Source organism: Shewanella sp. 1180_01 (genome assembly GCF_052850535.1).
In genome coordinates this window covers 1-24,912 of record NZ_VXCT01000002.1, presented here as the reverse complement: position 1 = coordinate 24,912, position 24,912 = coordinate 1, and the positions used below count along the sequence as shown (strand labels likewise).

The window sequence follows — 24,912 nt, the reverse complement described above, 5'->3', positions numbered from 1 at the left end:
GTTTAGTTATTGTTTAATAAGCACAAAATTAGACTAATACAGGATTTGCTAAACTAAATTTCTTGACGTTTGAAGACCCAAGAGCACCCCAATAATAGAACAATAATCCAGCCGCCTAACAAACCATACATCATGGGTAATCCCAATCCCGTTTGCGCGATTAAGGAAAGGCTACTTTTAGCTGCTAGTGTATCCGAAGGTGCGGCAAGCAAATTTAAGGCACGGAACAAGTCGGTAGGATTCAGTAAAATGAGTAGATTAAATAGATTGCGATTAAGCATTTCACTCATTCCAACCAAAACACTGAGCAAAATAAGGTCATAAACCAGCACAAGCACAAACCATAAAATAAGTAACGTTCCCAGTGCCTTGGCTTTTTCTCGCACACACAGGCTAACCCAATAGCCCAATAGAACAAACACTAATGACAACAAAATACTGCTTATTATCAAATGGGTAAATCCGATAACTATCGCGAATTGAGCCTGAGCATCGCCAAGTAGTATCAGTAATAATCCTGTCACACCAAAACCTAAGATACAGGCGATAGTCATTACGCACGCATGGCCCAAAAACTTGCCGCAGACAAGATGCCAACGCTCCAATGGATAGGTCAGTAATAACAATAAGGTGCCAGATTCTTTCTCACCGACAAAGCTGTCATAGCTCAACAAAATCGCGCCTAATGGCAGCATAAATACCGATAAAGTCACAAGCCCAGAAAGGATCTGCGCAGGCTCAAATACTACTAAGCTGCCCGATATTACGCTCCCCATAAAACTCACACTAAGGGAGAGCAGCAACAATACACCCGCCATCATCCATAGCCATCGATTGCGCAAATTGTCCTTAAACTCCTTGGCAGCTATGGTACTCACTATATTTAGAGCACTTAAATGACCACACTGCAAAACCTCTGATTGACTCATACGGCGGCCTCCCACTTAACGCCTTGAGCCATATCTGTTACTTGAGTGGTATCTGCAGATACAACCTGGGGCAGAGAATGACAAACGGTTTCCATATAATGATGAAACACAGACTGCAAACTCGGAGGCTCAACAGAAAAATCCCCTGCCGGCACTTTTTGCAATAGATGATGTAAAACACCTGACTTTTGCCCCTGCGGTACAGTCAGTTTTAATCCCTGCGGCGAACTCATCTCAACACAGCTGGCTAAAATAGGATCTGCGAGCACCTCTAGCCTTTGAGTGTGAGACAAAGAATGCAAAAAAAACTGGTTTGGCAACCGAGTTGCAGATCTAAGGGCGGTTAAAGTTCCCGAAGCTAACATTCGTCCTCGGCCTAAAATCAAAGCCCGATCCATTTGATCTTGAACTAATCCTAACTCATGGGTACTGATGATAATCGCGCAGCCTTTCGCCTTAAGTTGGGCTATTTTTTGATACAAAAAAGCCGATGCTAAGGGATCTAGACCGACAGTCGGCTCATCAAGTAACAATATCTGAGGATCAGCCAATATTGCCTGAGCGAGCCCAAGACGCTGCCGCATTCCCTTGGAAAATGTACTCAGACGTTTATCTTTAGCGGCTTCTAAACCAAATTCGGCAAGTAATTCATGTACTTTTGCAAGAGCGACGCCTTTAAGTTTAGCGAAATAGCCGAGTAATTCGAGAGCGGTCATGTTGTCATAAAAGCTCACATTTTCAGGTAAATAACCTAAAGATAAACTCAACCTGACATTCATAGATCCCACATTGTGCCCTTGAACTTGGATCTGGCCACGTGTAGGAGTTAGCAATCCTAAAATAAGCTTAAGTAACGTAGACTTACCTGCTCCATTATGGCCAAGGAGAGCAACAACTTGGCCCTTTAGAACCTCAAAATTCACGTCCTCCAATGCCTTAAAGTTGTTATAAAATTTACTGACATTTATCGCTTTAACGGCAATATCAGCACTGGCCACAGGCTTATTCGTCGAGAATGTGAAAGTCTGATTCATTGCGTACCTCCATCAATAAGTGCGGGCGAGACCGATTGCATTAAGGGAAAACTATCGCTAATTCCCGTCGTCATTCGGGGCTGAAATTGGCGTTCAACCCAACGCAGCAGTAAAACAACTGGACTTTCCATTAACAGTTTTGCCTCAGGATAAAGCCAAAATAGTTTGTCTAAGCTGTCATTGGGCCTATGGGCCAAATCACCTATCCCATCTAGATCCAGATCCCAGCCTTGGTATTCTGACCAATAATTGCCTTGTCCTTGATAACTCCACTCTAACTGTGTGTCGCCGACATATTTCACTTGGTTTTGATTCGCAATGATTCGATTATGCCAAAGACGGTTTTCCTCTCCGCCCATGGCCATACTGATCCCAGTATCGCTATGACTAAACTCGTTATCTTGAATACGGTTATTTTGAGCAGCGTAAATAAAAATGCCTTTGCCTTCGTTACCCAGCTCCACTGTGCCCTTAGAATTATGGATGTCACTGGCAACATTGGCCTGCACATGGGAAGACTCAGTAATATTGAGCAAAATGCCGAAGTCCCGAGCCTGAGTCACGCGGTTGTGGTGCAGATAAATATTCGTTGAATTCATTAAGGCATAGCCACCATCAACCGCAATAGCTTGGTTTTGCCATGCTTCATCGGCTTGGGTATACATGTAGTGAATGCCGTATTGCAGTTTAGTAAATTGATTTTCAGAAATGCGGCTGCGGGTGACTGACTCTAAATACACCCCATCGCGGACAAAAATGAGTTGGTTTTTATGGATTTGCGGGGCAACGACCTGCTTAAGATAAATGCCATCCCCTCTGTCTAACACATACATAGCACCGTTGCCGCTGATACTATTACCTACGATCTCAGGGGCATAGATTTGCTCACCATAAATACCAAAGCCATCACCTACAAAACGATTTTCTTTAATTTGTACTTTATCCGCTCCTTGTTGCAGCAAGATCCCCGCATCGCGGTAATAGAGATCCTTCCCCCAATGCCGAATATTAAGCCCCTCAATCCTCACCTTCGCCGCGGTAACAATCAGCGCACTACCTTGATACTGTGCATCTAAGGTAGCGCCAACTTCGCCTTGTAAATGAATGGATTGAGTGACTCGAAAAGAGCCGGTATACACACCAGTAGCCAGCAATAACGTGTCACCATTTTGAGCCTTACTAAGGGCAAGTGTAAGCGCATCTGTGTCTGTCACCCGGATCAGTGCCGCCCAACTATTAAAAGAAGTAATGTACAGCAACCAAAACAGGAGTGAACGCAGCTTCATTTTCACAGCCTTACTTATCACCTGCGAGCAGTTCTAGGGTAATCTCATTGAAGGCCAAAACTCGGCCGCCGTATTCTGTGGCAAAAGCTTCGGCTGCAGCCTTAGTGCTAAAAGGTGCGACGGCAGGCCCCATGACCGCCTTTTTAGTCGTGCCGTAAACATAGAACGCACTCTGTGCATCAATAAAAGCACCATCGTCCGGCCGATCCCAGTCGGTCGAGCCAGCATCATGCACCATCATGTAATCGATCTGACGCTTGTTTTCACTCTGAAGGGCAAAGTTAAACATATCGCGACTAGAGCAAAACTTAGGCACGATTTTTTCAGCCTTAAGATGTACTTGCCCTTTAGGTCCAGGATATTTAGTGATCACCATGCCGCACAAATGACAACGGTCATGTTCATGAATCATCTCAGCTTTATGAACTTGGTCGGTTGCCTCACTCTTATTACAACCAAATAGCAAAGGCATTAACAGTAACAACGAATAGAACTTCTTCATCCTATTGATCCTTTTTAATAAAAGTATCAACACCTCGCCTAGGCACCTTGCAGGGACAGACCTTAAGACGAGGGTCGATAAAATAGTGATATCGATTTAAATCAAAATATTAAATCGCGTAATTTTGCCCAGCGTAGAGGATAAAAAGCCTCAAACACATCATGCCGCTAACAGCACACAAGCCTGATATATAAAAGGCTTTGGCTGAATGACTAAAGTGTTTACCAAGTGCGAAATTAAGTAATAAGGGCCCGACGAATCCGACACCAATCACCCCTAACCAAAACACACTTGCCCAAGTCCCTTCATGGAAAGCGGCAAAGGCCATTTGAGCGCCTTCATTCCCCGTCATCAGGGCTGTTGCTATCATGAAAATGAACATGGCTTCGGCGAACATGATTGGCCACTCGGCACCATGGAGCACCTTCATCTCAGCGCTATGTAATTGCTCTTTAAAGAAATACACAGCGACCATCTTGGCCGATGCCGCCCCAGCGGATATGCCAGAGGCGATAAATAACGCAGGTAATACCGAAGTGTTAATGATAGGAAAGCGGATCAAGGCCGAGATCAAGAACCCAGTGTAAGCACAGACAGAGATAGCCAGCACTAAGACTACAACCTCAATTGGACGACGAAATGCCACTAACTTGTCGATAATCGGCTTTAAGAACCCCAGTGCAGAGACAGATAACAGCTCTTTTTCGAGGGCAAATAGGGTCAAAATTGCCACGAGCGGGATATAAACACTCAAAGCGATAACACCAATCGACATCACGGAGTTGAGGTTGTAATAAACTAAAATTCGCCAGAAAAATAATGGGTTAGTTAAATCAACAACGAGACATAACATACCGAGACTAATAGTGATAAATGCTACTAGCGCTGCCGCCTTTAAAAAGGCAGTGTTTTCCACTTGGCCCTTATAAAAACGTAGTACAAGCGCAGTCGTTAACGCGCCACCCGAAATCCCCGCAAAAAACAGGTAAACGGCAATGGGCCATGGCCAAGCAACACCTTCGGAAAGCCCTAAGGTAAATTCCATACTGGTATCCATCTTTACACTCCCAGTTTCACGATAGGTATGTAACGTAAGCTTGGTTCTGTGCCAAAGTGCGGCTTAATTCGCACTGAGTCCTTTACCGCCAATAACTTACTGACATAAGACTGAGGATCATTGGCATCGCCAAAGACCAAAGCATCGTACTTGCAACTCTGTACACAGGCGGGTAATTCCCCCTTGGCTAGCTTGCTGTGCAAACAGAAGTCACAGTTATCCGCAACATCTGTTGCTTCATTAATAAAGCGAGCGTTGTAGGGACAGGCACCAATACAATACTTACAGCCAGCACACTTACTGGCGTCCATAGTCACTATTCCTGTTGCAGGATCACGGTGAGCTGCGCCCGTTGGGCACACTGTCACACAAGGTGCATTTTTACATTGTTGGCAAGATACGCGGACAAACTTACGCTCACAATCACAGGCCATCTTGCCGCAGTGCGGGCAGGCTTGCCCTTCAACACGGCCACTTTGCTGCTCAAGCAATACGCGAGATTTTCCCTCGGGTAAGTGGTTTGCTTGGTTACAGGCAGTTTTACAATCGCCACAACCGACACATTTAGTTTGATCAAACACCATGACGTAATGGGGCTTATGAGCGCTATCACCGTCCTCTTTGACTGAACACCCACCTAAAGGAGTTAAGATCAAAGTGCACATTCCAGCGCTTTTAAGGAACCTCCGTCTCTCTATATTTTCACTCACATCATCCTCCATCTATCGGTTTTCAACCGACGTTTTTATTTATATCGTTATCGACTTAACTTGCCTGAAAATGACTAGCGACTTGGTTTATCTCCACTTTCATTCAATTTGATTTGTGCTTTTATAATCGCGTTATTGATGGCTTCACGATTAATACTGCTGCTTGGTTGTGCCAGCAGTAACCGCCAATGATCTATAGCTACTTGGTAGCGAGCGTGCAGATAGGCATCGGTAGCGAGTAATAACTGTGTCTGTGATTCAAAGGGTGAGTGCGCTAAAACCTTGGCAATCACCTGCTGGGTTTCTGGTGTTATTTGCCGACGTTCACGGTAGTAAAGTGCGTTAGCCTTAGCGCCCAAAACTTCTGCATCGTCTTCAGATAGCATGAGCAACTTATCCAAGGTCAGCACAGCATCCGAGTACAAACCACCCGCGCTATAAGCCCGAGCTAAAGACATGAGTGCCTCAGTATTTTGTGGTTCTCGTTCTGCCAAACGCGTGGCTTTGGTAATTTCTGCAGCTACTAAATAATCAATATTTTCATCAACTTTTCCTTTTTCCCAATCTTGAAAACGCCCTATTTGGCTATAAATGGCTAAGGTCAGTAACACGAGTATTAAGCCCATGGCAAAGGGCACTTTGCTCGACATTGACGGCAATTGAGCCATAGCGAATGTCAATTTCAAGCGGCCGTGATGCCAATAAATATAAGCAATGAACAGACCTAAACACATGCAAATAACTAACCCTAAACTGACCATCTCATTCCCCAAACAGGTCATAGCAAGTGACACATTTACCCAAGCTAAAGCTAACTCAAACGGTGCACTAACCGTGGGCAGGCATCATGCTTTGATGCTTCATCTCTTTAATTTCACTAGGTTTTTCGATGTTTTTTAGCTCAATTTCAAAGATAAGTGCTGACTCGGGCGGGATAATGCCCACGGCTTCTGTGCCATAGGCCAGACTAGCGGGAACCACAAATCGGTATTTAGATCCCATAGGCATCAATTTCAGTCCCTCTTCCCAACCGGGAATGACAGTCATTAATGCAAACCGAGTAGGCTCTTTGCGGCCGACAGTATTTTCAAACTCTGTACCGTCGATGAGCGTGCCAACATATTCCACAGTGACAACATCTTCAGGGTTTGGCTTTTGACCAGAGCCTTGGGTTATCACTTGGTATTGCAGACCGGAAGCTGTGACTTTCACATTTGATTGCTTGGCATTTTGTGCAAGGTAGTCAGCGCTAGCTTTTTTCGTTTCCGCCATTTCTTTTTCAGCAAGGATTTTTCTGGCAGCATTAAGCTCTTCAGCCCTTTGATTGAGATAGGTCACGACCTCCTCATCCGTCAGTTGTTGCTTATCCTTCAGCGCATCCACAAAACCTTGCACGACTAGATCAATATTGACCTCAGACCCTAATTCAACTTGGTTATAAACTTGGCCTGAAATGTAATTGCCAATGGACGCGCCAATACTGTAAGAGGTTTTATCCGCATCACTTTTTAGGCTAGGGGCAGCAAAACTTGTCACAGAAACAAATAGCGCAGCACAGGTCGCCACGGTTAACGTTTTTGGGATAAAAGAAGTTGGCATACGTGTTTTCATTTTATGTTCTCTACAATGATGAACCCTGTGGGTTTAGCCTCTTGGCCCTGCAAACAGATCTTCTAGAAAATCAGTTCGCGTGTTCTTTACTATGGTTTTTCTGTTACTCGTCCAGATAAACGCCAGCCATAAATACCGTCGGCCATATGGCGCACACCTGTGTAACCTAGCTTCATGGTCTCTCTGGCAGCCATATTGCTGGCGGTACAAAGACGGTTGGCACAATAAAACACCATGACTGCATCTTTATTCTTTGGAAGTAACTCTCTCCAATTTTGAACATTGAAAAAAACCGCTCCGGGGATAAAACCTTCCGCCCATATCTCCAGCGTATTTACATCGAAAAAATAAACGCCTGACTGAGCAACTAATGTCTCGGCTTCCATCATCGAAATCGGATTAAGTTGGATCTCGTTGTAAGGCGCTTCCGATATCTCTGAGCCGCCACCTGCAAGCACAGGCAAAGCTACAGCGCCTAGGGCCAACACAATTAGGGTGTGAGTTAGGCTTTGACGAATCACTTTATTCATAATTTGGCTCTCGAATTCCCCGACACCCAGAGGTGTCGGGGATACTAGGACTCAAGTTGAACTACATTTTTTGTGCACTCAGACCTTTACCATCGATAATGGCTTGAGCTTGGGTGACATAGGTCAATGCTGCGTCTAAGCGTTTTTGTGAGTAACGTGGACCATGGACGCCCCATGAACCATCAGCTTTAATCAGCTTAATGACGTCTTGGGCTTTGTCGGTCAACATTAAGACTTGCGTCTTGTCTTCTACCGATAACTTTGTCACTTCAAGCAACTTATCGATGCGGGCAAGCGCTTGTTCAACTAAAGCAAAGGTTTCCTTCACGGTTTTTTGCCACTTCTGCACTTCGCCGTAAATTTCCATTTGGTCTTCGAAATGTAAGCCCACTTCGAGTTCAGATTGGAATTGGCTATGGCAACCTTTGTTCTCTGTCACGTCATGGTCAGATACCGAAGTACGGGCACAGGTCCACATCAAATCGAGATAGTTATGGCCGTTTTCATCCTTGGCAACTGTCCAACCTTTAGTCGCTGAGTCGCGGGGTTTTCCTTCTGGAGGGTTTAGTGTTTTACGCAGAGGATCGACATCGATTTTCCACATATGTGACTTACGCACGTTGTCGAAGCCTGCCATATCAGGGAATTGGATAGCGGTGAAGTTTTCACAACTTCCCATATTAGGCATGTGACAGCTTTGGCAAGTTTGGTTGCTGTGGGTTTGAGTATTGCTGGCGATTTCAGCCTGCGCTGTGTGGCAGTCAGTACACTGTTTTACTAACTTAGGTTTAGTAATACCTGACTTCCAATCACCGTCGGTGACTTCATGTGGATCGTGACAGGTAGAGCAGCGCATACCCTTATCATAGTGGGATGAAGCAAACATCTGCGAACCTTCTGTACCACAAGATGGGCACGAAGATTTCATCTTCACGTTGAAGGCATATTCCAACTTTTCTTTACCCTGCGGCGTTTGCGCTAACTCTTCTACAAAGTTAAAACGCTGGTGACAACGTTCACAATTTGAAGGCATGCCACCACCAATACCACCGTCTAAATGACCGCCTGCGCCATGACACTCTTCGCAGGTAATCCCAAGTGATACGGTATGTTTTTGCAGTTCTTTCGGGTTACCTAAAGCAGCAAAGAATTCATCCTTAGTCTTAAAATCAAACTTAAAGGTATGGCACATTTCACAGTAGGAACTCGCAGGCTGGAACAGGAATTCTTTTTCGTATTTCGCACCATATGAGCTCATACCCCATTGGTGCGAACCACTCGTGCCAAAGCCTTCCATGGTTGTTGGGAATTCAGGTACAACTTTCTGAATTTTCTTGGCCATTTCAGGCGTTAGCCATTCAGCCCAACCACGGGAGAATTGGTTACCACCGGCGACCATAGTCCCAGTACCATCTTTTAGTAAACCATCTTTCACATGGAAAGTACCGCGTACTAAGTAGCTGTCGATAAAGCCGTATTTGGTTCTTGGCGTTCCCACTGTCGCATAAATTGCATCGGGGGTAATACCGTCTGGCAGGATGGAAGTATCCTTTGTGCCATACATGGTTTTATTTAAATCATTATCGACTTCAGGGTGATTCCCAGGGAAACGTAAAGTTTTTGAATGGCGTGAACGTTTCCATTTCTCATACTGTGGACCATGGCACTCACCACATTTTTCTGGGCCAACAAACTTATTCGGGAAATCTAAAATCGACTTAGCACCAAGTCGATATTGCAATGCCATAGGGCGATCGCCTTCCTGATGTTGACTGTATTTCTGGCTATCACCACCGTGTAAATATTCTTCCCCACGGTCGCTGACTTTATAAGTTCCTTTAAGTCTTCCCGCTTCGGCATATTTAAATACGGGATGATTTTCGAACAGGAATTCAAATAACTCTTTTTCCTGAACGATATAATCCTGCAAAGTTCGAACACCGCGTGATTCCATGGTCACATCGGGATTAGCCATAATAGCTTGCGCTTCAGCACTCTGTTGTTTGTTGCCATAGCCAGGTTTGACTTCTCCCGGTTTAGCGTCAGACGCTATTCCTGTCGCACTGACGATAGTTCCTAAACAAAACAGCACACCTAAGGCTGTTTTGGATTTCCATCGTTTCATCATTCACTCCTAATTATCATTAGTTTTATATTTTCCACTGAACCTAACTGTTCACTGAACGACACAAACAATTGACCAGTGGCTGCATGATGGAGAAGACAAACCATTAAAAATCGGAGCTAGTGCACATTAAATTTTTATTAAAAAATAAAGATAGCTAAGTGAAATTAATACATTTAAATACAGTTACTTAATTAAGAATTCATATCAGTTTTTTAGATGTGAAAGCGCAGTTTTTAATTATAAAAATAACTAAAAATACATTTTATCTTTCAAAAACTTAAGATCGTTTAAACAATGGATTTAATAACGAAATAGATCACATTATGAGAAGTACCATTCAATTAATCTCGCCGTTAGCAATTAAAAATTCTCGTTTAACCATTAACTAAAATTTAATTCACACTATCCGAATGGAATAAAATATGACCACTATACTTCCAGAAATAGGCCATATATTGCTGATTATCAGCACTGTCATTGCACTATTATCTGCAATGGTACCTTTAGTGGGAATTTATAGAGATAATGCTTACTTAACAGGCTACAGCCCAGCATTATTTAGAGCATTATTTACCTCGATATCCGCAGCACTCCTTTGCTTAATTTATAATTTTATCAGTGATGATTTTTCTGTTGCCTATGTTGCCAATCATTCCAATAGTCAATTAGCCCTTGGGTATAAAGTGGCTGCGGTTTGGGGCAGCCACGAAGGTTCAATGCTCTTTTGGGTATTTGCAATCGCACTCTGGGGCGCCATTATCAGTTATCGCCTACCAATAACGGATTGCACTCAGGCCAAAGCCAGCAACCAATACCAAGACGCTGTTTACTTTGCGAGATTGCTGGCGATTTTGTCGCTAGTGATTCTGGGGTTTAACTTATTTTTACTTTTTACTTCGAATCCTTTTGCCCGCTTGCTACCCAATATCCCCATAGAAGGACGCGATCTCAACCCAATATTGCAAGACATAGGCCTTATATTGCACCCACCTATGCTTTTCCTCGGGTATGTCGGACTTACCGTTTGTTTTGCCGCCGCCTTAGCATCGCTGCTCGGCGGAAAGTTTAATGCTCGTCAAGTTAACCACTTAAAGCCTTGGGGGTTACTCGCATGGATTTTTTTAACGGGCGGAAATGCCTTTGGATCTTGGTGGGCCTATAACGAATTAGGCTGGGGAGGATGGTGGTTTTGGGATCCAGTAGAAAACGCCTCTTTTATTCCTTGGCTTGTCGCCACCGCATTAGTCCATTCTATTGTCCTGACTAAACGCACTAATGGCTTTCAAATTACAACTTTGCTGCTGTGTATATTGGCTTTCTCACTCAGTTTACTCGGCAGTTTTTTAGTGCGTTCCGGCATAGTGCAATCGGTGCATGCCTTTGCCGCCGACCCAACACGTGGCATGTCAATCCTCTGTTTATTAATACTTTTTATTGGTGCAGCTCTGCTCATTTTCGCACTTAAAGCCAATAACCTAAGACACTCAGTCCAGCATACGATTTTCAGTAAAGAAACGCTGTTATTACTCGGTATTGTAATATTAGTCGTCGCTGCATTTTCAGTTCTACTCGGTACCTTCTATCCCTTGATCTATGAACTACTCGGTTTAGGTACACTTTCTGTCGGTGCCCCTTATTTTAATGCGATCTTTGTACCACTGACCTTCTTACTCGTACTCTTGATGGGTGTAGCCCCTTTAGCCCATTGGCAAAAAACATCCAAAGCTCAAGTTAAGCCTTTAATCATTCCTGGCACGCTGATTTTAATTTCGGCTTTGTGGATAAGCTTGCAGGCAGCTACTGGCAATAGTTTATTTCTGTTACTTGGTACTGCAGCAGCACTTTGGTTACTGATTTGCTTATTATTAACACTGATCGCAGCATTAGGATTGAACAAGCAAACTCATCAACATAAACAGTCAGTTAAAGATGCCGTGAACATGGCTAAGCCTACCTCTAAACGACGCTTCATGGCCATGCTGCTCGCTCATTTAGGTGTTGCTGTAACAATAATAGGTGCGACGGCCGTCTCTTTCTTTGAACAAGAAGCCCTGCTAAGAATGGGGCCTGGGCAAGGAAAACCTCTGGCAGGTTATGTCTTAGTTTATGAAAGTACTGAGAATATTGAGACCAAGAGTTTTACTGCCATTCAAGCCAATATCAGTATCCGTGATGCAGCCCAAGATGAGCTGGTAATAGGCTATATCACCCCACAACGACAAACCTTTAAAAGCAATGCCATGGAAATGTCCCATGCGGGAATTGACCACGGCCTATGGCGGGATATTTATGTCTCGATGGGATTGCAACTTAGTGATAACGAATACCTGATCCGTATCAGCTATAAACCTCTTGCTAGTTGGATCTGGCTTGGGGCACTGCTAATGATGTTAGGCGGAACTGTCGCTGCTTGGCCTGCTCGCAACCTTTGTTATTACCCGAAATCAGAAACCTTAGCTGACCCATCCCATTCATTGAAAAGGGAGACACTTGCCTAATGAATCCATTTTTTCGCTCACCTTACCTCTGCGCTTTTACATGGTTGCTCTTTACCACACTATTTTTAGGAGGGACTGCATTCCTCGCGGTGGCTCAAGAGCAGCCCATCTCTAGCCCTTCTCATAAACAACAAGCTATGAATATCACTAAAGTGCTGCGCTGTCCTATGGCAACTAATCTGAGTCTGTTTGAATCACAAGCTCCTATCGCCCATGAGCTTAAAGCTCAGATATTTTCGATGTTGGAACAAGGATATAGCCAAGATGAAATCATTCTATTTATGGTAGAGCGCTATGGTGAAAAAATTCGTTATCAACCCGAACTTAAAGGTTCTACCGTCGCACTTTGGTTTGGCCCATTATTCTTGCTATTACTCGGTGTAGGTCTTTGCCTTGGACTCATTAAACGCCGAGCACTGAGCTCCCCTTCCTAAAAATAAGGATTCACCATGAAACGATATTCTTTGCGACTAATTCTGCTGTTCAGTTTTGTCCTGTTAAACAACGCAGTCCAAGCCCATTCATTGCAGAATAAGCTTTACGACACTGGCGAAACGATTCCTAAACCTAGGGTAATGACTGGCTTCGTTGAAATGCAGCATGCACGCGGCGTACCGGAAGTGCCTTTTATTGATGAAGCGGGGAAAACTCAAACCCTAAAACAACATCAAGGTAAACTGGTTCTCGTTAATCTTTGGGCGACTTGGTGTGCCCCTTGCCTACGTGAAATCCCAGAACTTCAGCATCTTAAAAAGGATTATCAAGGGAAAAATATTGCCATTGTCCCAATATCCATCGATGAAGATCCTAAGGATGTGCGACCTTTCCTCACTCAACATAATTTTAGTGACTATCAAACTTGGTTCGATCCAACACAAAACATAGAACAGATCATTCCGGCAAACGTCGTTCCTGCGACGTATTTTTTTGATGCTAAAGGTAATCTTGTTGGTTTCGTACGCGGGTATCTCGATTGGGGCGATAAAGACGTCGCCCCTTATCTTGACCAATTGATCGCTAAATACGGCCAATAATCATTCTGTACTAAGAAAGCTAGTTTACATCTCCGTTCGGTAGCCCACCCTACATTTGCCGAAACCCGCTGCACCCGAATTTGCAGCGGGTATTTTTACACTTCTGAACAAATACCTGAACTTTGTATTCTGCGGCGCATTTCTTTAAAATTGCCGCCAACTACTTATTGTTTATTGATCCCAAGGCAATCCAGATGAAACTCACCAGCTTAACTCAACCTATTTATGACCACTTATATCGTGATATCAGTGAGTTTCGCAGCACCTTCGACTTGCCAGTTAGTGATGTTGATTCTTTGGATGATAAGGCCGACACCTTACATACTTCATTGATTATTGAAGAGTTAACTGAGCTAGCAGAAGCCGATAGCCGTATCGAGCAGGCCGATGCCATTGTCGACTCTGTGTATGTCTTAATGGGACGTTTAGTGCATTTAGGCGCACAAGCCATGACCGACAGACTCGAAATCAGTTACTTAATCGACTTGTTGCTATGCGTCGCTAAAAACCGTGAAATCGACTTTATTCGCTGCTGGGACGAAGTCCATTCAAGCAATATGAGTAAAGTGTGCCGCAACGAGCAAGAATTGGCTGAGACAGTTGCCTTTTATGCTAAGCAAGGTGTTGAAATTGTTGGTAGTCAACAAGGCGACTTCATCATAGCCAAATGCGCTAAAGATGTGGAAATGGCGGGTAAAGTGGTTCGCCAAGGCAAGGTACTAAAATCGGTATACTACCGCCCAGCAGATCTGACTAAGCTGGTTAAAGCCTAGATTTTATAGCTTTGTTTAGAGCCTGTTATTTACAGGCTCTTATTTCGCCAAGGCAATTATCTCGCCTAAGCGATTATCCAGCAGTAATGACTTTTCAGCGTGTGTTTTAACGAGGCAATCCGTATGAATCCTGCGAAAGTAGTGCGTGCTGAGGTGAAGCAATTAACTGATTTGCCGAATATTGGCAAAGCCTGTGCGGCGGATTTACGTTTGCTCGGTCTAGATAAACCTGAGCAACTGCTGGGGCAAAATCCCTACGACCTATATCAAGCACTCAATCGTTTGACCGGAAAAACACACGACCCGTGCATGATAGATGTATTTATCTCCATCACCCGTTTTATGGCGGGCGAAGATGCTAAACCTTGGTGGTTTTACACCGATGAGCGCAAAAATACCTTAGGGCAGACTAAACCTTAGCTTTTAGCTTCCCGCCTGTTTATCACTTTGTATTATTTCAGGTTCTTCCCTTAACCATTCCCGCCAAATCGCCACCAGCAAGGCCATCAATACTGGGCCGACAAACAAACCGACAAAACCCATGGTTTTCACGCCGCCGATCAAACCGAAAAAAGTCGGTAAGAAAGGCAATTTAATCGGCCCGCCGACAAGATTGGGGCGCAGGGTTTTATCAACAATAAACAGCTCTATGCTGCCCCAAAGGAACAAGCCGACGCCCGCCGTCATATCGCCAGTGCCGACAAGATAGAGTGAAATCAAGGTAAACATGGTTGGCGCGCCGCCGGGAACCAAGGCCATAAAGGCGGTTAACACCCCAAAAGCCACGGCCGATGGCACACCCGCAATCCAATAGGCAATCCCCAGCACTATGCCCTCACCAATCGCGATAAGCGTCATGCCGATTACCGTCGAACTGACCGTCGCAGGCACCACACGGGAGAAGCTATGCCAGCGGGCAGGCAATACTCGCTCGCCGACAATATCTAACTGTTTGGCCACTTGCTCGCCATCTTTATAGAGGAAAAACAACGTAATAAGCATAAAGAGTAAGGTCAGTAGCAGGCCTAGCGTGTTCCAGCCCAATTGCAGCACCCAGCGATAAATGCCACTTAGGTTCTGACCACTGATGGCACTGATGATTTTGCCTAGCTCGTGGGGTTCACCGATAAATTGCTGCCATTGCAGGGTTAACCATTCACCCATCCAAGGTAAATCTTTGATCCACAAGGGCACGGGCGAACCGTGTTGGTTAGTAAACACCAACCAATCAACCCAAGTTCTAATTTCTTGTAACGCATAGGAAAATACAAACACCAGCGGGATAATCAGCCCGAGCACAATACAACATAGGGCAATGGTTGCCGCCAACGCCGAGCGGCCACCGCATTTTGCCAATAGTTTTTGATAAAGAGGCCAACTCGAAAAACACACAATCAAGGCGGCTAAGGCAGGCACTAAAAAGTCGATAAAAAAGAATACACCAGCGCATAAGAGCAAAATCAACAAACTACGACCAATCGCGGCATTACTGAAAATCGGCGTCATAGTGCTAACACTCCCCACAATACAATCCAACGATAAGATGGAAAACACTCGGCATTGTGCCAACCGTTAACGTTTGAGTTCAACCCGTTCTGCGAGTCAGTTTATTGCGCAGTGCTTCCCATGGGCAACCACTTTAATACCGAATATTGCGTTATGTATCGATTCAATCTTTTAAGAAAAAGGCCTTTGGCTATCTATCAAAGGCCGAACAGTTGAAATGAGCTTATTGCGCCGAGAGTTGCTTAACGAGCTGCTCTGGTTGACTAAAATCGGTAATGCGCTGAATGACTTTCCCGTCCTTAACCCAAAGTAACGTCGGGATATTGCGGATTTTAAAATGATTAAATAACACGCCTAACTCATCGATACTAAAATCAATTTTAGTCTGATAAAGCTGCTTAAAATCTTCGAGCGCTTTATCGTCTGTCCACAGGTGATTGACCACACCGTGCCACGCTTTATTCGGCACTTTTTGCGCGAGATTATTTAAGCCTTTTTGGACGGCAATACACTCTTTCGACATTTCTGGACGGCTCTCAGCCAAGTACCAATCACACCAAGTTGCAGTGAAAAAGAGTAAATGCTCACCTTGTTCCCAAGGCTTGAGTAACTTAGCCGTTTGCTCGGCACTGGGCGCCTCTGTTGCCTGCGCCGTCAACTCTTGGCCATTCGCCAACATATCAATAAATTTATCTAAATTAGCGTCTGACTCATGGCTAGTGTAAACCACATCACCCGCACGATTGATCAATACACTATAGGGCGTACCGACCAAGCCTAAAGCCACACCCAACTCACCTTCATTATCCAACCACACGGGCATAGTGAGCCCGAAGCGCGCGATAACGTCAGCGATCTTAGGCTGCTCTTCATTAATATTGATGTTCACTGCGACGATATTAATCTTGTCCTGATACTTCTTCTGCAGGACTTCAAAATGCGGCATTTGTTCCATACAGGGCTGACACCAAGTTGCCCAAAACTTTAGATATATCGGCTTGTCACCCGCAACGCTGCCTAAGGTCACTTGCTGCTGATCGGGATAGGTTTTAAGTGCAATATCTTGATAGGCTTTGTCGCCCGCAAACGTAGCAAAACTCACGACGGCAAGGCACATAACAATGATTTGACGTAACAACATAGTGTTTTCCTTAAATTGATAGACCACTTGCATCCACGACTATGGGGCCAGTGATTTGCAGCCATTAACACAGAAAATACATAATCAAAGGGAGCGACAGTCTACCCAGCAACCAACCTTTAAACAGTGAGTATAAACTAACAAGCCGCTAATTTAGCCATGTAAAATGTAAGCCTTGGTGAGCATATCAATGCCCAAATTATCGCGGCCTTTACTCATGACATTATTTGATATCCAAAGTGATCAATTCAAATATTCAAGTGAATAGCATCATCTAATATCTAAACAAATCAAAATCTTGAAATACAATCCCATCATGATGAATCCAGTCTACGATGCTTTCTGCAAGTTGTGGATATGGCCAAACGCATCAGCGAATACTTGAGGATCATCTACAACGAGGTTGACCATACTTAACGACTCAGGCAATTGTCCCATTCCGCCATAATAAGTTTGGGGATGCTTAAAAATCAGCTGCACATTCGCGACATCACCCCGTCCTATCGTCAAGATTTCTGGTGCAGCGATTGCCACAGATGTGTCGACAGAATTACCAAATGAAGTACCAATAGGAATGCCGCCCACTTGCTGTGGTTGCACGTGAGTCACAAATGCCCCAAATTTCAGTTCACTTATCTGGGTTAAATCAATCGCCATAAAACCCCAGATACCATTATTGATAATGAGCTTACCTTCCCTTTGATACAGGGAGTAATAACGACTGATTCGGTAATTGGCTGCGATTAATACCACTGAATATAAGATCAAACCAGAAACGAATACGGCAACAATATGACTCACATAATCGAGTAGTATGTAACTCAGTGTGGAGGCCACGATTAAACACATTATGATGACTAAAGCATGCCAAGGTTGGGCACTCAGTAACTTAAGCGGTGTGATCGATGCTGGGTGGCGACGGGAAAAATAAGGGATAGCGTAATACCAACTCGCGGGTTCGGTAGCGAGTATTAAACCTAAGGTCAGCTTCTTATCGTCAGGCATTTGATTCTTTGGCAAATCAGTGTTTGATGCGCCCTCAATATTAAGCGTTCTAAGTTCATTTGCCCCATTACCCAGCTCTTGCTCCACAGTGGCAGCATATTGAGCAATGATCGCTAATCTTGGATCGCCTGAAGCCTTCCTCGCCTGCCACAATCCCTTAATAATGCTCACCATCAAGTACAATTCGATGAGCAGTAATACCGTGATAATAGGGAAACGCAGCCAAGCGATAAACTCGAAATACTCTGCAATTTGAGGAGGGTAGCTGAGGCGAGCCATGAGGCTGCTCAAACTGAGAATGACTAATATTTTCCAGCTTTTTTGCGCACCAATTTTGATAATCCAATACCAATAAAGCAGAGGTAACAACACAAAATATAGTGCACTGACGACAGCCAAAGACAACTGCTCACTTGTTTGCGTTAACTGTTCTGGCAGTAAATTAAACCCAAGCCAATACACAATAATCATCAAAATGAGAAAATAAATTCGATATTTAGCTGGGCGTCTTAGTCGAATTTTTAGCATTTAACATCCTTGTCAGTTGATCTAGCCAAGCCTATGCGATAGTAAAAACCCAAAAAAGTAGCTTGGCTTATCAATAACATGATGGATAAAACCATGAATACAATGCTGGCTTAAAAACGTTCAAACTGATCATTAGACCATCAAACCTAACGCCAATTGTCTTGTTAGCTCTGCGGCGGGAATAGCCTGACAGCCGGTTGCATTTTGGCCGCACCAAAGTGGGCTAAAATCGCCGAACCCTTGTTGCTCGGCGGCGCTTCGCAATCCTGCGACGGCACTGGAGGCGAGCGGAAAATCCGGTACTGCGTTATTGATAGGTCCAAGTTCAGCCATAAAACGATTCACTATGCCGCGTGCGGGGCGACCAGAAAATAAGTTAGTCAGAGCCGTATGCTGCGCCGCCTCGCTTTGCAGGACGGCGCGATGGATCTCACTAGTCGTGCATTCAGGGCAAAGTAAATAAGCCGTCCCAACTTGCACCGCCGAAGCGCCCATCGCCATGGCGGCACGCACGGTTTTGGCATCGACTATGCCACCCGCGGCGATAACGGGCACATCAACGGCAGTAATGATTTGCGGCAATAAACTAAAAGTGCCGAGTTGCTCAGTCAAATCATCGGATAAGAAATGTCCTCTATGGCCGCCAGCTTCTAAGCCCTGCGCAATAATGGCATCTACGCCACGCGCTTCTAACCAGAGCGCCTCTTCTACTGTGGTCGCCGTCGAGATGATCTTAGATCCCCAAGATTTTATCTCCAGCAACAAGTCTTCATTGGGTAAACCAAAGTGAAAACTCACAACCTCAGGTTTGAATTTAGCTAACACTTCAGCCTGAGCACTCGTGTAGGGCGCGCGTTGTGCTCCCGCAGCTTGGGTATCAGGATGGATACCCAGCTCAGCAAAATAAGGCGCGAGTTGCTTGAGCCACATGGCTTGTTTCGCCGCTTGCGGTTCTGGCTCGTGATGACAAAAGAAGTTTACATTGATGGGCTTAGTCGTCTGGGCGCGGATCTGTATCAACGCGGCATCTAAGGCTTCAAGGGATAACATGGCGCAGGGCAAAGATCCCAACGCACCCGCTTGCGACACGGCTATCGTTAAGGCACTGCCCTGAACACCCGCCATAGGCGCTTGAATAATTGGCAATTCGATTCCAAATAATCGGGTTAACTGGCACGGCATACATCATCTCCTTAGACTGGTTATCACTTAACGCTCAATCCTGATATGGTCCTGCGGCTAAACGTTGGGAGATCCACCACAAATTGCCCACGGGATCCCGCACTCCACCTTGGCGATCGCCATAGGGTTTATCCGCCACTTCCATGATTAACTCGCCCGCAGCAGCAAGCGCCTGAGCTACCGATTTATCGGCATCTGCCACATACAAATAGTAGGATGCTGGCATTGGCGGAAACGCTTCACTCGCCTCGCTTAACATAAATAGGCAGTCGCCGATTTGCATCTGCGCATTGGCTATTTTGCCATCCAATCGATGGGAAATATGTAGCGCTTTAGCATCAAAGGCTTTTTGCATAAAGGCCACTAAACTATCGGCATTGTTGATAATCATATACGGGCTAACCCGTGAAAATCCTGGCGGAATAAACATAACGACTCCTTGTTACCCAAGCATGATGTTGACAATAGAAAGCCACTATAAGTCATGCACTATAGACCAAGCACGAGGGCGAAAACTAGCCCGCAGCCATTAAGCCTTCAACGTGAAATGTAAACTTAAGCATTCAGTGAACGAGTCAAAGCGTAAAGCCTGCGGATGCGTTGCCCCACGGCGTTTAAGTCATTTTATATCTTTGCGGCCAAACCATAACAGTACTGCTTTACGCTTGTTATTAAACAATAAATTAGCTTTATTTAACTATGATTAAGCAACTACGGATCCTTGTTCTATGCTTAGTTCACTGTTCACTTACCATGATGAGCCTATGCACTTGACTGCATTCTTCGCCAGATCACTCAGGATTTGCCTCCTCTTAATCCTCAATAGTTTCGTCTTTGCAGTGCAGGCAGCTTGGTATCCCGCCGATGTCATTGCTGACGGTCAAAAGATCCTCTACACGCCACTCGCTAAGGCCAATCAAGCATGGCGGATCTGTGCCTTACTTCCCCACGGTAAAGATCAATATTGGTGGGGCGTCGCCTTTGGATTATCACAAGAAGCCGAGCGCCAAGGCGTAACACTCGGCATTTATGATGCTGGTGGATATGACAAGATTGAGCGGCAAAAACAGCAACTCCATGATTGTTATGCACTCAAGGCTCAAGCTTATATTATTGCTGCCAATACCGCTGACGGACTGATTGCGGATATTGAACAACTCAGCGCTGCGGGCATTCCGGTTATCGATTTAGTCAATGGTATCGCGACCGACAAACTCACGAGTCGCTCCTTAGTCAGCTTTGAAGATATGTCCGTTGCGGCGACAGAATATATTGCGGCGCAGCAGCGAGAAGCTATCAATCAGGACTCACCTAAGCTTAAGGTGGCGTGGTTTCCTGGGCCTAAGGGTGCATCTTGGGTGATGGCGGCGGAACAAGGGTTTAGGCAAGCGGCGGGCAAACAAGCGTTCGAGGTTATTGAAGGCGGTTACGGTACGACTGAGTTATTTGTTCAAGCGGATTTGGTGCGAAAAGTACTTGCAAAACAAAGCGTAGATTTTGTAATTGCCAATGCGGTGGCGGCCACTTTCGCGGCGCGCTTTCTAGATGGACGCCGGAATCAAACCGGCAAAGTCATCGCATTTTACTCTAATGCGCAAACTATAGAATTAGTGTAGAAAAAGCAGCTACTCGCGACAGTCAGTGACTCACCGGTATTGCAGGCTCGAATTGCCATCGATCTCGCGGTGCGCACACTCGAAGGTGCGCCTTATCCCCGCAGAGTGAGCCCTGTTATCAAGGTCATCTCCCAAGACAACATCCACCAAATCGATTTAGAACAAATATTAGCGCCGGAAAATCAATGGATGATCCATCAAGATCTGCCCAGCGTAAAAGGTACTCGTTAAATCAAATAGTCCGCACCCAGCCCAACAAATAAGGCTAAGCCTGCCCAATTATTATTGAGGAAGGCTTTAAAACAAGGGGCTCGTTCGCGATCAAAGATCAGCATTTGTTGGTAAGTGCTAAAGCCAACAAAAGTCAGAATGCCTAAGCCATAAAGCAAACCACGATCGGCGCTCCAACCTGCGGCGATAAAACAAGCCAAGGCGGCAAGTTGAAATAACCCTATGATTTGGCGATCATATTTACCGAACAAAATCGCAGTAGATTTAATACCCACTTTTAGATCATCGTCCCTATCGACCATGGCATACATAGTGTCGTAGGCGACAGTCCAACACCAATTGGCGGCAAATAACCACCAAGCCTCCATCGGCACTTCACCCGTTTGCGCGGCATAAGCCATAGGGATAGACCAACTCCACACTATGCCTAAAAACATCTGTGGCATGTTGGTGATACGTTTAGTGAAGGGATAAATAATCGTGAGGATAATGCCGATAACGGATAATTTAACGACTAATCCATTGAGTAATAAGACTAAACCCAAAGCGGACAAACCTAAAATGACGAACAGTATCAGCGCTTCTTTGGTGCTGATTTCGCCACTGGCTAGCGGGCGTGATCGAGTGCGTTCAACAAAAGAATCGAGATCGCGATCGGCATAGTCGTTAATAATGCAGCCACAGGCACGCATGATCACTACGCCAATAATGAAGATAACCAAGACCTTAAGATCCGGCATGCCACCCGCAGCTAACATTAGCGCCATCAAACATGGCCACAGCAATAATAGCGTACCGATTGGACGGTCGATTCGAGTAAGACGGGAATACACATCCCACTTTTGCTTTAAATTCATTAACTAGGTACTCCCAATACCCTCAAGTTTCCACTCGTTTTCAGGCTTAGCATCATATACCCATGCTTCTCCCGATGCGAATTCATCCCCTAAAAGCGTGTCACAAAAAGCTGACATTTATCGCGATGATGTCAGTCATCACAGCGCTTCTAAACGAGCGTAAGCCACGACTAACCACTTGCTGCCAAAGTCAGTAAAGCTGACTTGCACGCGCCCTTGGGCACCGCTGCCCTCAAAGTTGGTCACCTTGCCTTCACCAAATTTAGGGTGATTGACTCGTTGGCCGACGTTAAAACCGGTATCGTTTGTGGCAGCCGACTTTTGAGTGCTAAAACGATTATTCGCCATAGGGGTTGAAACCTGCGCCTTGAGGCGGATTTCATCCACATATTGCGGCGGGATCTCTTTGATAAAACGCGATGGTCGGGCGTAATCTTCTCGGCCATAAATACGGCGCGATTCCGCATAGGTAATGTAGAGTTTTTCCATGGCGCGGGTCATGCCCACATAGCAGAGGCGGCGTTCTTCATCGAGTCTATCGCCCTCTTCGAGTGCCATTTTACTAGGGAAGATCCCTTCTTCGACACCCGCCATGAACACCATAGTGAACTCTAGCCCTTTGGCAGAGTGCAGCGTCATTAGCTGCACCGCATCGGTAAAGGCATCGGCTTGGCCTTCGCCCGCTTCGAGCGCCGCGTGGGAGAGGAAACCGTTAAGTTCACCCATGTCCTCCAGCTCTTCTGGCAGCTCAAAAGTACGCGCCGCCGTGACGAGTTCTTCTAAGTTTTCGATTCTAGCGTGGGCTTTTTCACCCTTTTCGGCTTCATACATGGCCTTAAGGCCCGACGCTTGGATCACAGTATCGGCCATGCGATACAGCACCATATCTTGGGTGTCTTCACGCAGTGTCATGATTAAGTCCATGAAACCACGCACAGAATTTGCCGCGCGACCCGCAAGCACTTTCTCGTCGAGTAAACGCACACTCGCCTGCCACAGGGTTAACTCATGCTGGCGCGCCGTGGAGCGCAAAATATCTAAAGTGCGATCGCCAATGCCACGGGGCGGCGTGTTCACCACACGCTCAAACGCCGCATCGTCGTCTTTGTTATTAATCAGCCGCAGGTAACCCATGGCATCTTTAATTTCTTGGCGTTCGAAGAAGCGTAAACCGCCGTAGATTCGATAGGCTAAGCCTTTGTGTAATAAGGCTTCTTCCAATACCCGCGATTGAGCGTTAGAACGATATAAAATCGCACAATCACTGAGGTTGCCGCCCTTTTCGTGCCAATCATTAATTCGACCGACGATAAAGCGCGCCTCGTCCATTTCATTAAAGGCACAATAAAGCGAAATCGGATCGCCATCGGCTTCATCCGTCCACAACTCTTTGCCCATACGTTCTGGGTTATTAGCGATTAAGGCGTTGGAAGCTTTAAGAATATTGCCCTTAGAGCGATAGTTTTGCTCGAGGCGAATCGTGGTCGCACTCGGGAAATCTTTTAAGAATCTATGTAGGTTTTCAACCTGAGCACCACGCCAGCCGTAAATCGATTGGTCGTCATCACCCACTATCATCACATTGGCAGTTTGACCGGCAAGCACGCGGATCCACGCATATTGGATCGCGTTGGTATCTTGGAACTCGTCCACCAAAATATGCTTAAATCTGTCTTGATAATGGGCCAACAAGTGCGGCTTATTGAGCCATAACTCATGGGCACGTAATAGGATTTCGGCAAAATCGACTAAACCAGCGCGGTCACAAGACTCTTGGTAAACCTGATAGATTTTTAGCAGATTCTGCTCAAGCGGAAAACCGCCCGCATCGATATGTTTAGGGCGTAATCCTTGGTCTTTTTTACCATTGATATAACCCTGAGCTTGGCGTGGAGGATATTGTTTCTCATCCAAATTCAAGCTTTTAAGAATACGTTTGATCAAGCGCACTTGATCGTCAGAATCAAGAATTTGGAAGCTTTGCGGTAAACCCGCATCTTGGAAGTGAGTGCGCAACAAGCGATGCGCCAAGCCGTGGAAAGTCCCAATCCACATGCGGCCCATATTGGTGCCAGCGACTTTTTCAACTCGCTCGCGCATCTCAGCCGCAGCTTTATTGGTAAACGTCACCGCAAGAATCGAGTAAGGACTCTGCTGTTCAACCTGCATCAGCCACGCAATGCGGTGGGTCAACACCCGAGTTTTACCACTGCCCGCGCCCGCCAACACTAACATGCTAGATTGCGGTGCCGCGACAGCCTCGCGCTGCTTATCATTCAGGCCGTCTAGTAAAGAAGATACGTCCATTCTCGCCTCCAAAAAATCGAGGGGGCATTATAACAGAAGAAAACCCGCCTGCGCGTTTGATCCACAAGACGAGAGCCATAAGGTGAGTGATATGTTGCCGCATCTTGCTTTGCGCTTGTATTGTAATGACGACATTGATTAAGCACTGTCATTCCCGCAATACTTGTGGGCGGGAATCCAGCTTTTCGGTAACAGATCTTTGTTTTTAGAGTAGGAATTGAACAAATGCAAGGCTGTATTAATTGCTCATAGAAAGAGTGTTCATCATTCTGTTTCAGCGATTAAGCACTGTCATTCCAGTGACTCGCCGTAAATATATCCCTATAGGCTCGACGACGGCATCCATGCCGTCAACGGTCACTTCCATGACAGTGCTTAATCTTGCCAACCCCTACAGTAATCTGAACCCCTTCTTACAAGCATGCACTCTGTAAATTTAACAATGGG

The 24,912-nt window shown here is 45.4% G+C and carries 24 protein-coding genes; 7 read left to right on the top strand and 17 right to left on the bottom strand.

Translation table 11 applies throughout. The annotated features are described in order from the left end of the window. Positions 1 to 53 precede the first annotated feature (53 nt). The 10 genes from FW758_RS02495 to sirA form a co-directional block, all read right to left on the bottom strand. Positions 54 to 929, bottom strand: coding sequence for an ABC transporter permease (locus FW758_RS02495; RefSeq protein ID WP_115333791.1), 876 nt, complete (start codon positions 927 to 929; stop codon positions 54 to 56). Beyond that, on the bottom strand, positions 926 to 1,963 hold the full coding sequence (locus tag FW758_RS02490) for an ABC transporter ATP-binding protein (protein WP_063883670.1): 1,038 nt from the start codon (positions 1,961 to 1,963) through the stop codon (positions 926 to 928). Before FW758_RS02490 ends, FW758_RS02495 begins: the two co-directional genes overlap by 4 nt. Beyond that, positions 1,960 to 3,249 carry a nitrous oxide reductase family maturation protein NosD gene (nosD, locus tag FW758_RS02485; RefSeq protein WP_115333789.1) on the bottom strand — a complete coding sequence of 430 codons (1,290 nt, stop codon included), beginning with the start codon at positions 3,247 to 3,249 and terminating at the stop codon, positions 1,960 to 1,962. Before nosD ends, FW758_RS02490 begins: the two co-directional genes overlap by 4 nt. A gap of 10 nt (positions 3,250 to 3,259) precedes the next feature. Continuing rightward, entirely contained in the window at positions 3,260 to 3,751 is a 492-nt protein-coding gene (locus tag FW758_RS02480; RefSeq protein WP_006084293.1) for a nitrous oxide reductase accessory protein NosL, read from the bottom strand. Positions 3,752 to 3,860: 109 nt separating this feature from the next. After that, positions 3,861 to 4,808, bottom strand: coding sequence for an NrfD/PsrC family molybdoenzyme membrane anchor subunit (gene nrfD, locus FW758_RS02475; protein WP_115333788.1), 948 nt, complete (start codon positions 4,806 to 4,808; stop codon positions 3,861 to 3,863). 2 nt (positions 4,809 to 4,810) lie between these two features. After that, the gene (locus FW758_RS02470; protein ID WP_115333787.1) at positions 4,811 to 5,518 is read right to left on the bottom strand and encodes a 4Fe-4S dicluster domain-containing protein; all 708 of its coding nucleotides are present in this window, start codon (positions 5,516 to 5,518) and stop codon (positions 4,811 to 4,813) included. A 74-nt stretch (positions 5,519 to 5,592) separates the two neighbouring features. Further along, positions 5,593 to 6,279 carry a tetratricopeptide repeat protein gene (locus FW758_RS02465; protein ID WP_115333786.1) on the bottom strand — a complete coding sequence of 229 codons (687 nt, stop codon included), beginning with the start codon at positions 6,277 to 6,279 and terminating at the stop codon, positions 5,593 to 5,595. A gap of 67 nt (positions 6,280 to 6,346) precedes the next feature. Continuing rightward, on the bottom strand, positions 6,347 to 7,129 hold the full coding sequence (locus FW758_RS02460; protein ID WP_115333785.1) for an FKBP-type peptidyl-prolyl cis-trans isomerase: 783 nt from the start codon (positions 7,127 to 7,129) through the stop codon (positions 6,347 to 6,349). 89 nt (positions 7,130 to 7,218) lie between these two features. After that, the gene (locus FW758_RS02455; RefSeq protein WP_006084301.1) at positions 7,219 to 7,659 is read right to left on the bottom strand and encodes a rhodanese-like domain-containing protein; all 441 of its coding nucleotides are present in this window, start codon (positions 7,657 to 7,659) and stop codon (positions 7,219 to 7,221) included. Between the two features lie 61 nt (positions 7,660 to 7,720). Further along, the gene (sirA, locus tag FW758_RS02450; RefSeq protein WP_446444598.1) at positions 7,721 to 9,784 is read right to left on the bottom strand and encodes a dissimilatory sulfite reductase SirA; all 2,064 of its coding nucleotides are present in this window, start codon (positions 9,782 to 9,784) and stop codon (positions 7,721 to 7,723) included. A 425-nt stretch (positions 9,785 to 10,209) separates the two neighbouring features. Here sirA and FW758_RS02445 point away from each other — a divergent pair, with 425 nt between their 5' ends. From FW758_RS02445 to FW758_RS02425, 5 genes are all read left to right on the top strand, one after another. Next, positions 10,210 to 12,285 (top strand): heme lyase CcmF/NrfE family subunit, encoded by a 2,076-nt coding sequence (locus FW758_RS02445; protein ID WP_115333783.1) that lies wholly within the window; start codon positions 10,210 to 10,212, stop codon positions 12,283 to 12,285. Next, positions 12,285 to 12,719, top strand: a complete 435-nt coding sequence (locus FW758_RS02440) for a cytochrome c-type biogenesis protein (RefSeq protein ID WP_115333782.1) — start codon at positions 12,285 to 12,287, stop codon at positions 12,717 to 12,719. Before FW758_RS02445 ends, FW758_RS02440 begins: the two co-directional genes overlap by 1 nt. 15 nt (positions 12,720 to 12,734) lie before the next feature. Then, positions 12,735 to 13,319: a TlpA family protein disulfide reductase gene (locus FW758_RS02435; RefSeq protein ID WP_446444551.1), complete on the top strand. Its 585-nt coding sequence runs from the start codon at positions 12,735 to 12,737 to the stop codon at positions 13,317 to 13,319. A 194-nt stretch (positions 13,320 to 13,513) separates the two neighbouring features. Then, positions 13,514 to 14,092: a nucleoside triphosphate pyrophosphohydrolase family protein gene (locus tag FW758_RS02430; protein WP_041408644.1), complete on the top strand. Its 579-nt coding sequence runs from the start codon at positions 13,514 to 13,516 to the stop codon at positions 14,090 to 14,092. Between the two features lie 123 nt (positions 14,093 to 14,215). Beyond that, positions 14,216 to 14,512 carry a helix-hairpin-helix domain-containing protein gene (locus FW758_RS02425; RefSeq protein WP_115333779.1) on the top strand — a complete coding sequence of 99 codons (297 nt, stop codon included), beginning with the start codon at positions 14,216 to 14,218 and terminating at the stop codon, positions 14,510 to 14,512. Positions 14,513 to 14,515: 3 nt separating this feature from the next. Here the strand turns inward: FW758_RS02425 and FW758_RS02420 are convergent, their stop codons facing one another. From FW758_RS02420 to FW758_RS02400, 5 genes are all read right to left on the bottom strand, one after another. After that, complete coding sequence (locus FW758_RS02420; protein WP_446444597.1) at positions 14,516 to 15,598, bottom strand: AI-2E family transporter; 1,083 nt, start codon at positions 15,596 to 15,598, stop codon at positions 14,516 to 14,518. Positions 15,599 to 15,821: 223 nt separating this feature from the next. Then, on the bottom strand, positions 15,822 to 16,739 hold the full coding sequence (locus FW758_RS02415; protein WP_446444550.1) for a TlpA family protein disulfide reductase: 918 nt from the start codon (positions 16,737 to 16,739) through the stop codon (positions 15,822 to 15,824). A 330-nt stretch (positions 16,740 to 17,069) separates the two neighbouring features. Continuing rightward, positions 17,070 to 18,272: a hypothetical protein gene (locus FW758_RS02410; protein ID WP_115333777.1), complete on the bottom strand. Its 1,203-nt coding sequence runs from the start codon at positions 18,270 to 18,272 to the stop codon at positions 17,070 to 17,072. Positions 18,273 to 18,404: 132 nt separating this feature from the next. Then, entirely contained in the window at positions 18,405 to 19,454 is a 1,050-nt protein-coding gene (locus tag FW758_RS02405; protein ID WP_446444549.1) for an NAD(P)H-dependent flavin oxidoreductase, read from the bottom strand. Between the two features lie 34 nt (positions 19,455 to 19,488). Continuing rightward, on the bottom strand, positions 19,489 to 19,884 hold the full coding sequence (locus tag FW758_RS02400) for a VOC family protein (RefSeq protein WP_012197687.1): 396 nt from the start codon (positions 19,882 to 19,884) through the stop codon (positions 19,489 to 19,491). A 298-nt stretch (positions 19,885 to 20,182) separates the two neighbouring features. Here FW758_RS02400 and torT point away from each other — a divergent pair, with 298 nt between their 5' ends. Together torT and FW758_RS02390 are read left to right on the top strand one after the other, a co-directional pair. Next, positions 20,183 to 21,070: a TMAO reductase system periplasmic protein TorT gene (gene torT, locus FW758_RS02395; protein ID WP_446444548.1), complete on the top strand. Its 888-nt coding sequence runs from the start codon at positions 20,183 to 20,185 to the stop codon at positions 21,068 to 21,070. A 39-nt stretch (positions 21,071 to 21,109) separates the two neighbouring features. After that, positions 21,110 to 21,301: a hypothetical protein gene (locus FW758_RS02390; RefSeq protein WP_446444547.1), complete on the top strand. Its 192-nt coding sequence runs from the start codon at positions 21,110 to 21,112 to the stop codon at positions 21,299 to 21,301. Here the strand turns inward: FW758_RS02390 and ubiA are convergent. Beyond that, entirely contained in the window at positions 21,298 to 22,158 is an 861-nt protein-coding gene (gene ubiA / locus FW758_RS02385; protein ID WP_446444546.1) for a 4-hydroxybenzoate octaprenyltransferase, read from the bottom strand. The two genes, FW758_RS02390 and ubiA, sit on opposite strands and share 4 nt — an antisense overlap. A gap of 138 nt (positions 22,159 to 22,296) precedes the next feature. Further along, positions 22,297 to 24,465, bottom strand: a complete 2,169-nt coding sequence (uvrD, locus tag FW758_RS02380; RefSeq protein WP_432297871.1) for a DNA helicase II — start codon at positions 24,463 to 24,465, stop codon at positions 22,297 to 22,299. Positions 24,466 to 24,912: the final 447 nt, after the last annotated feature.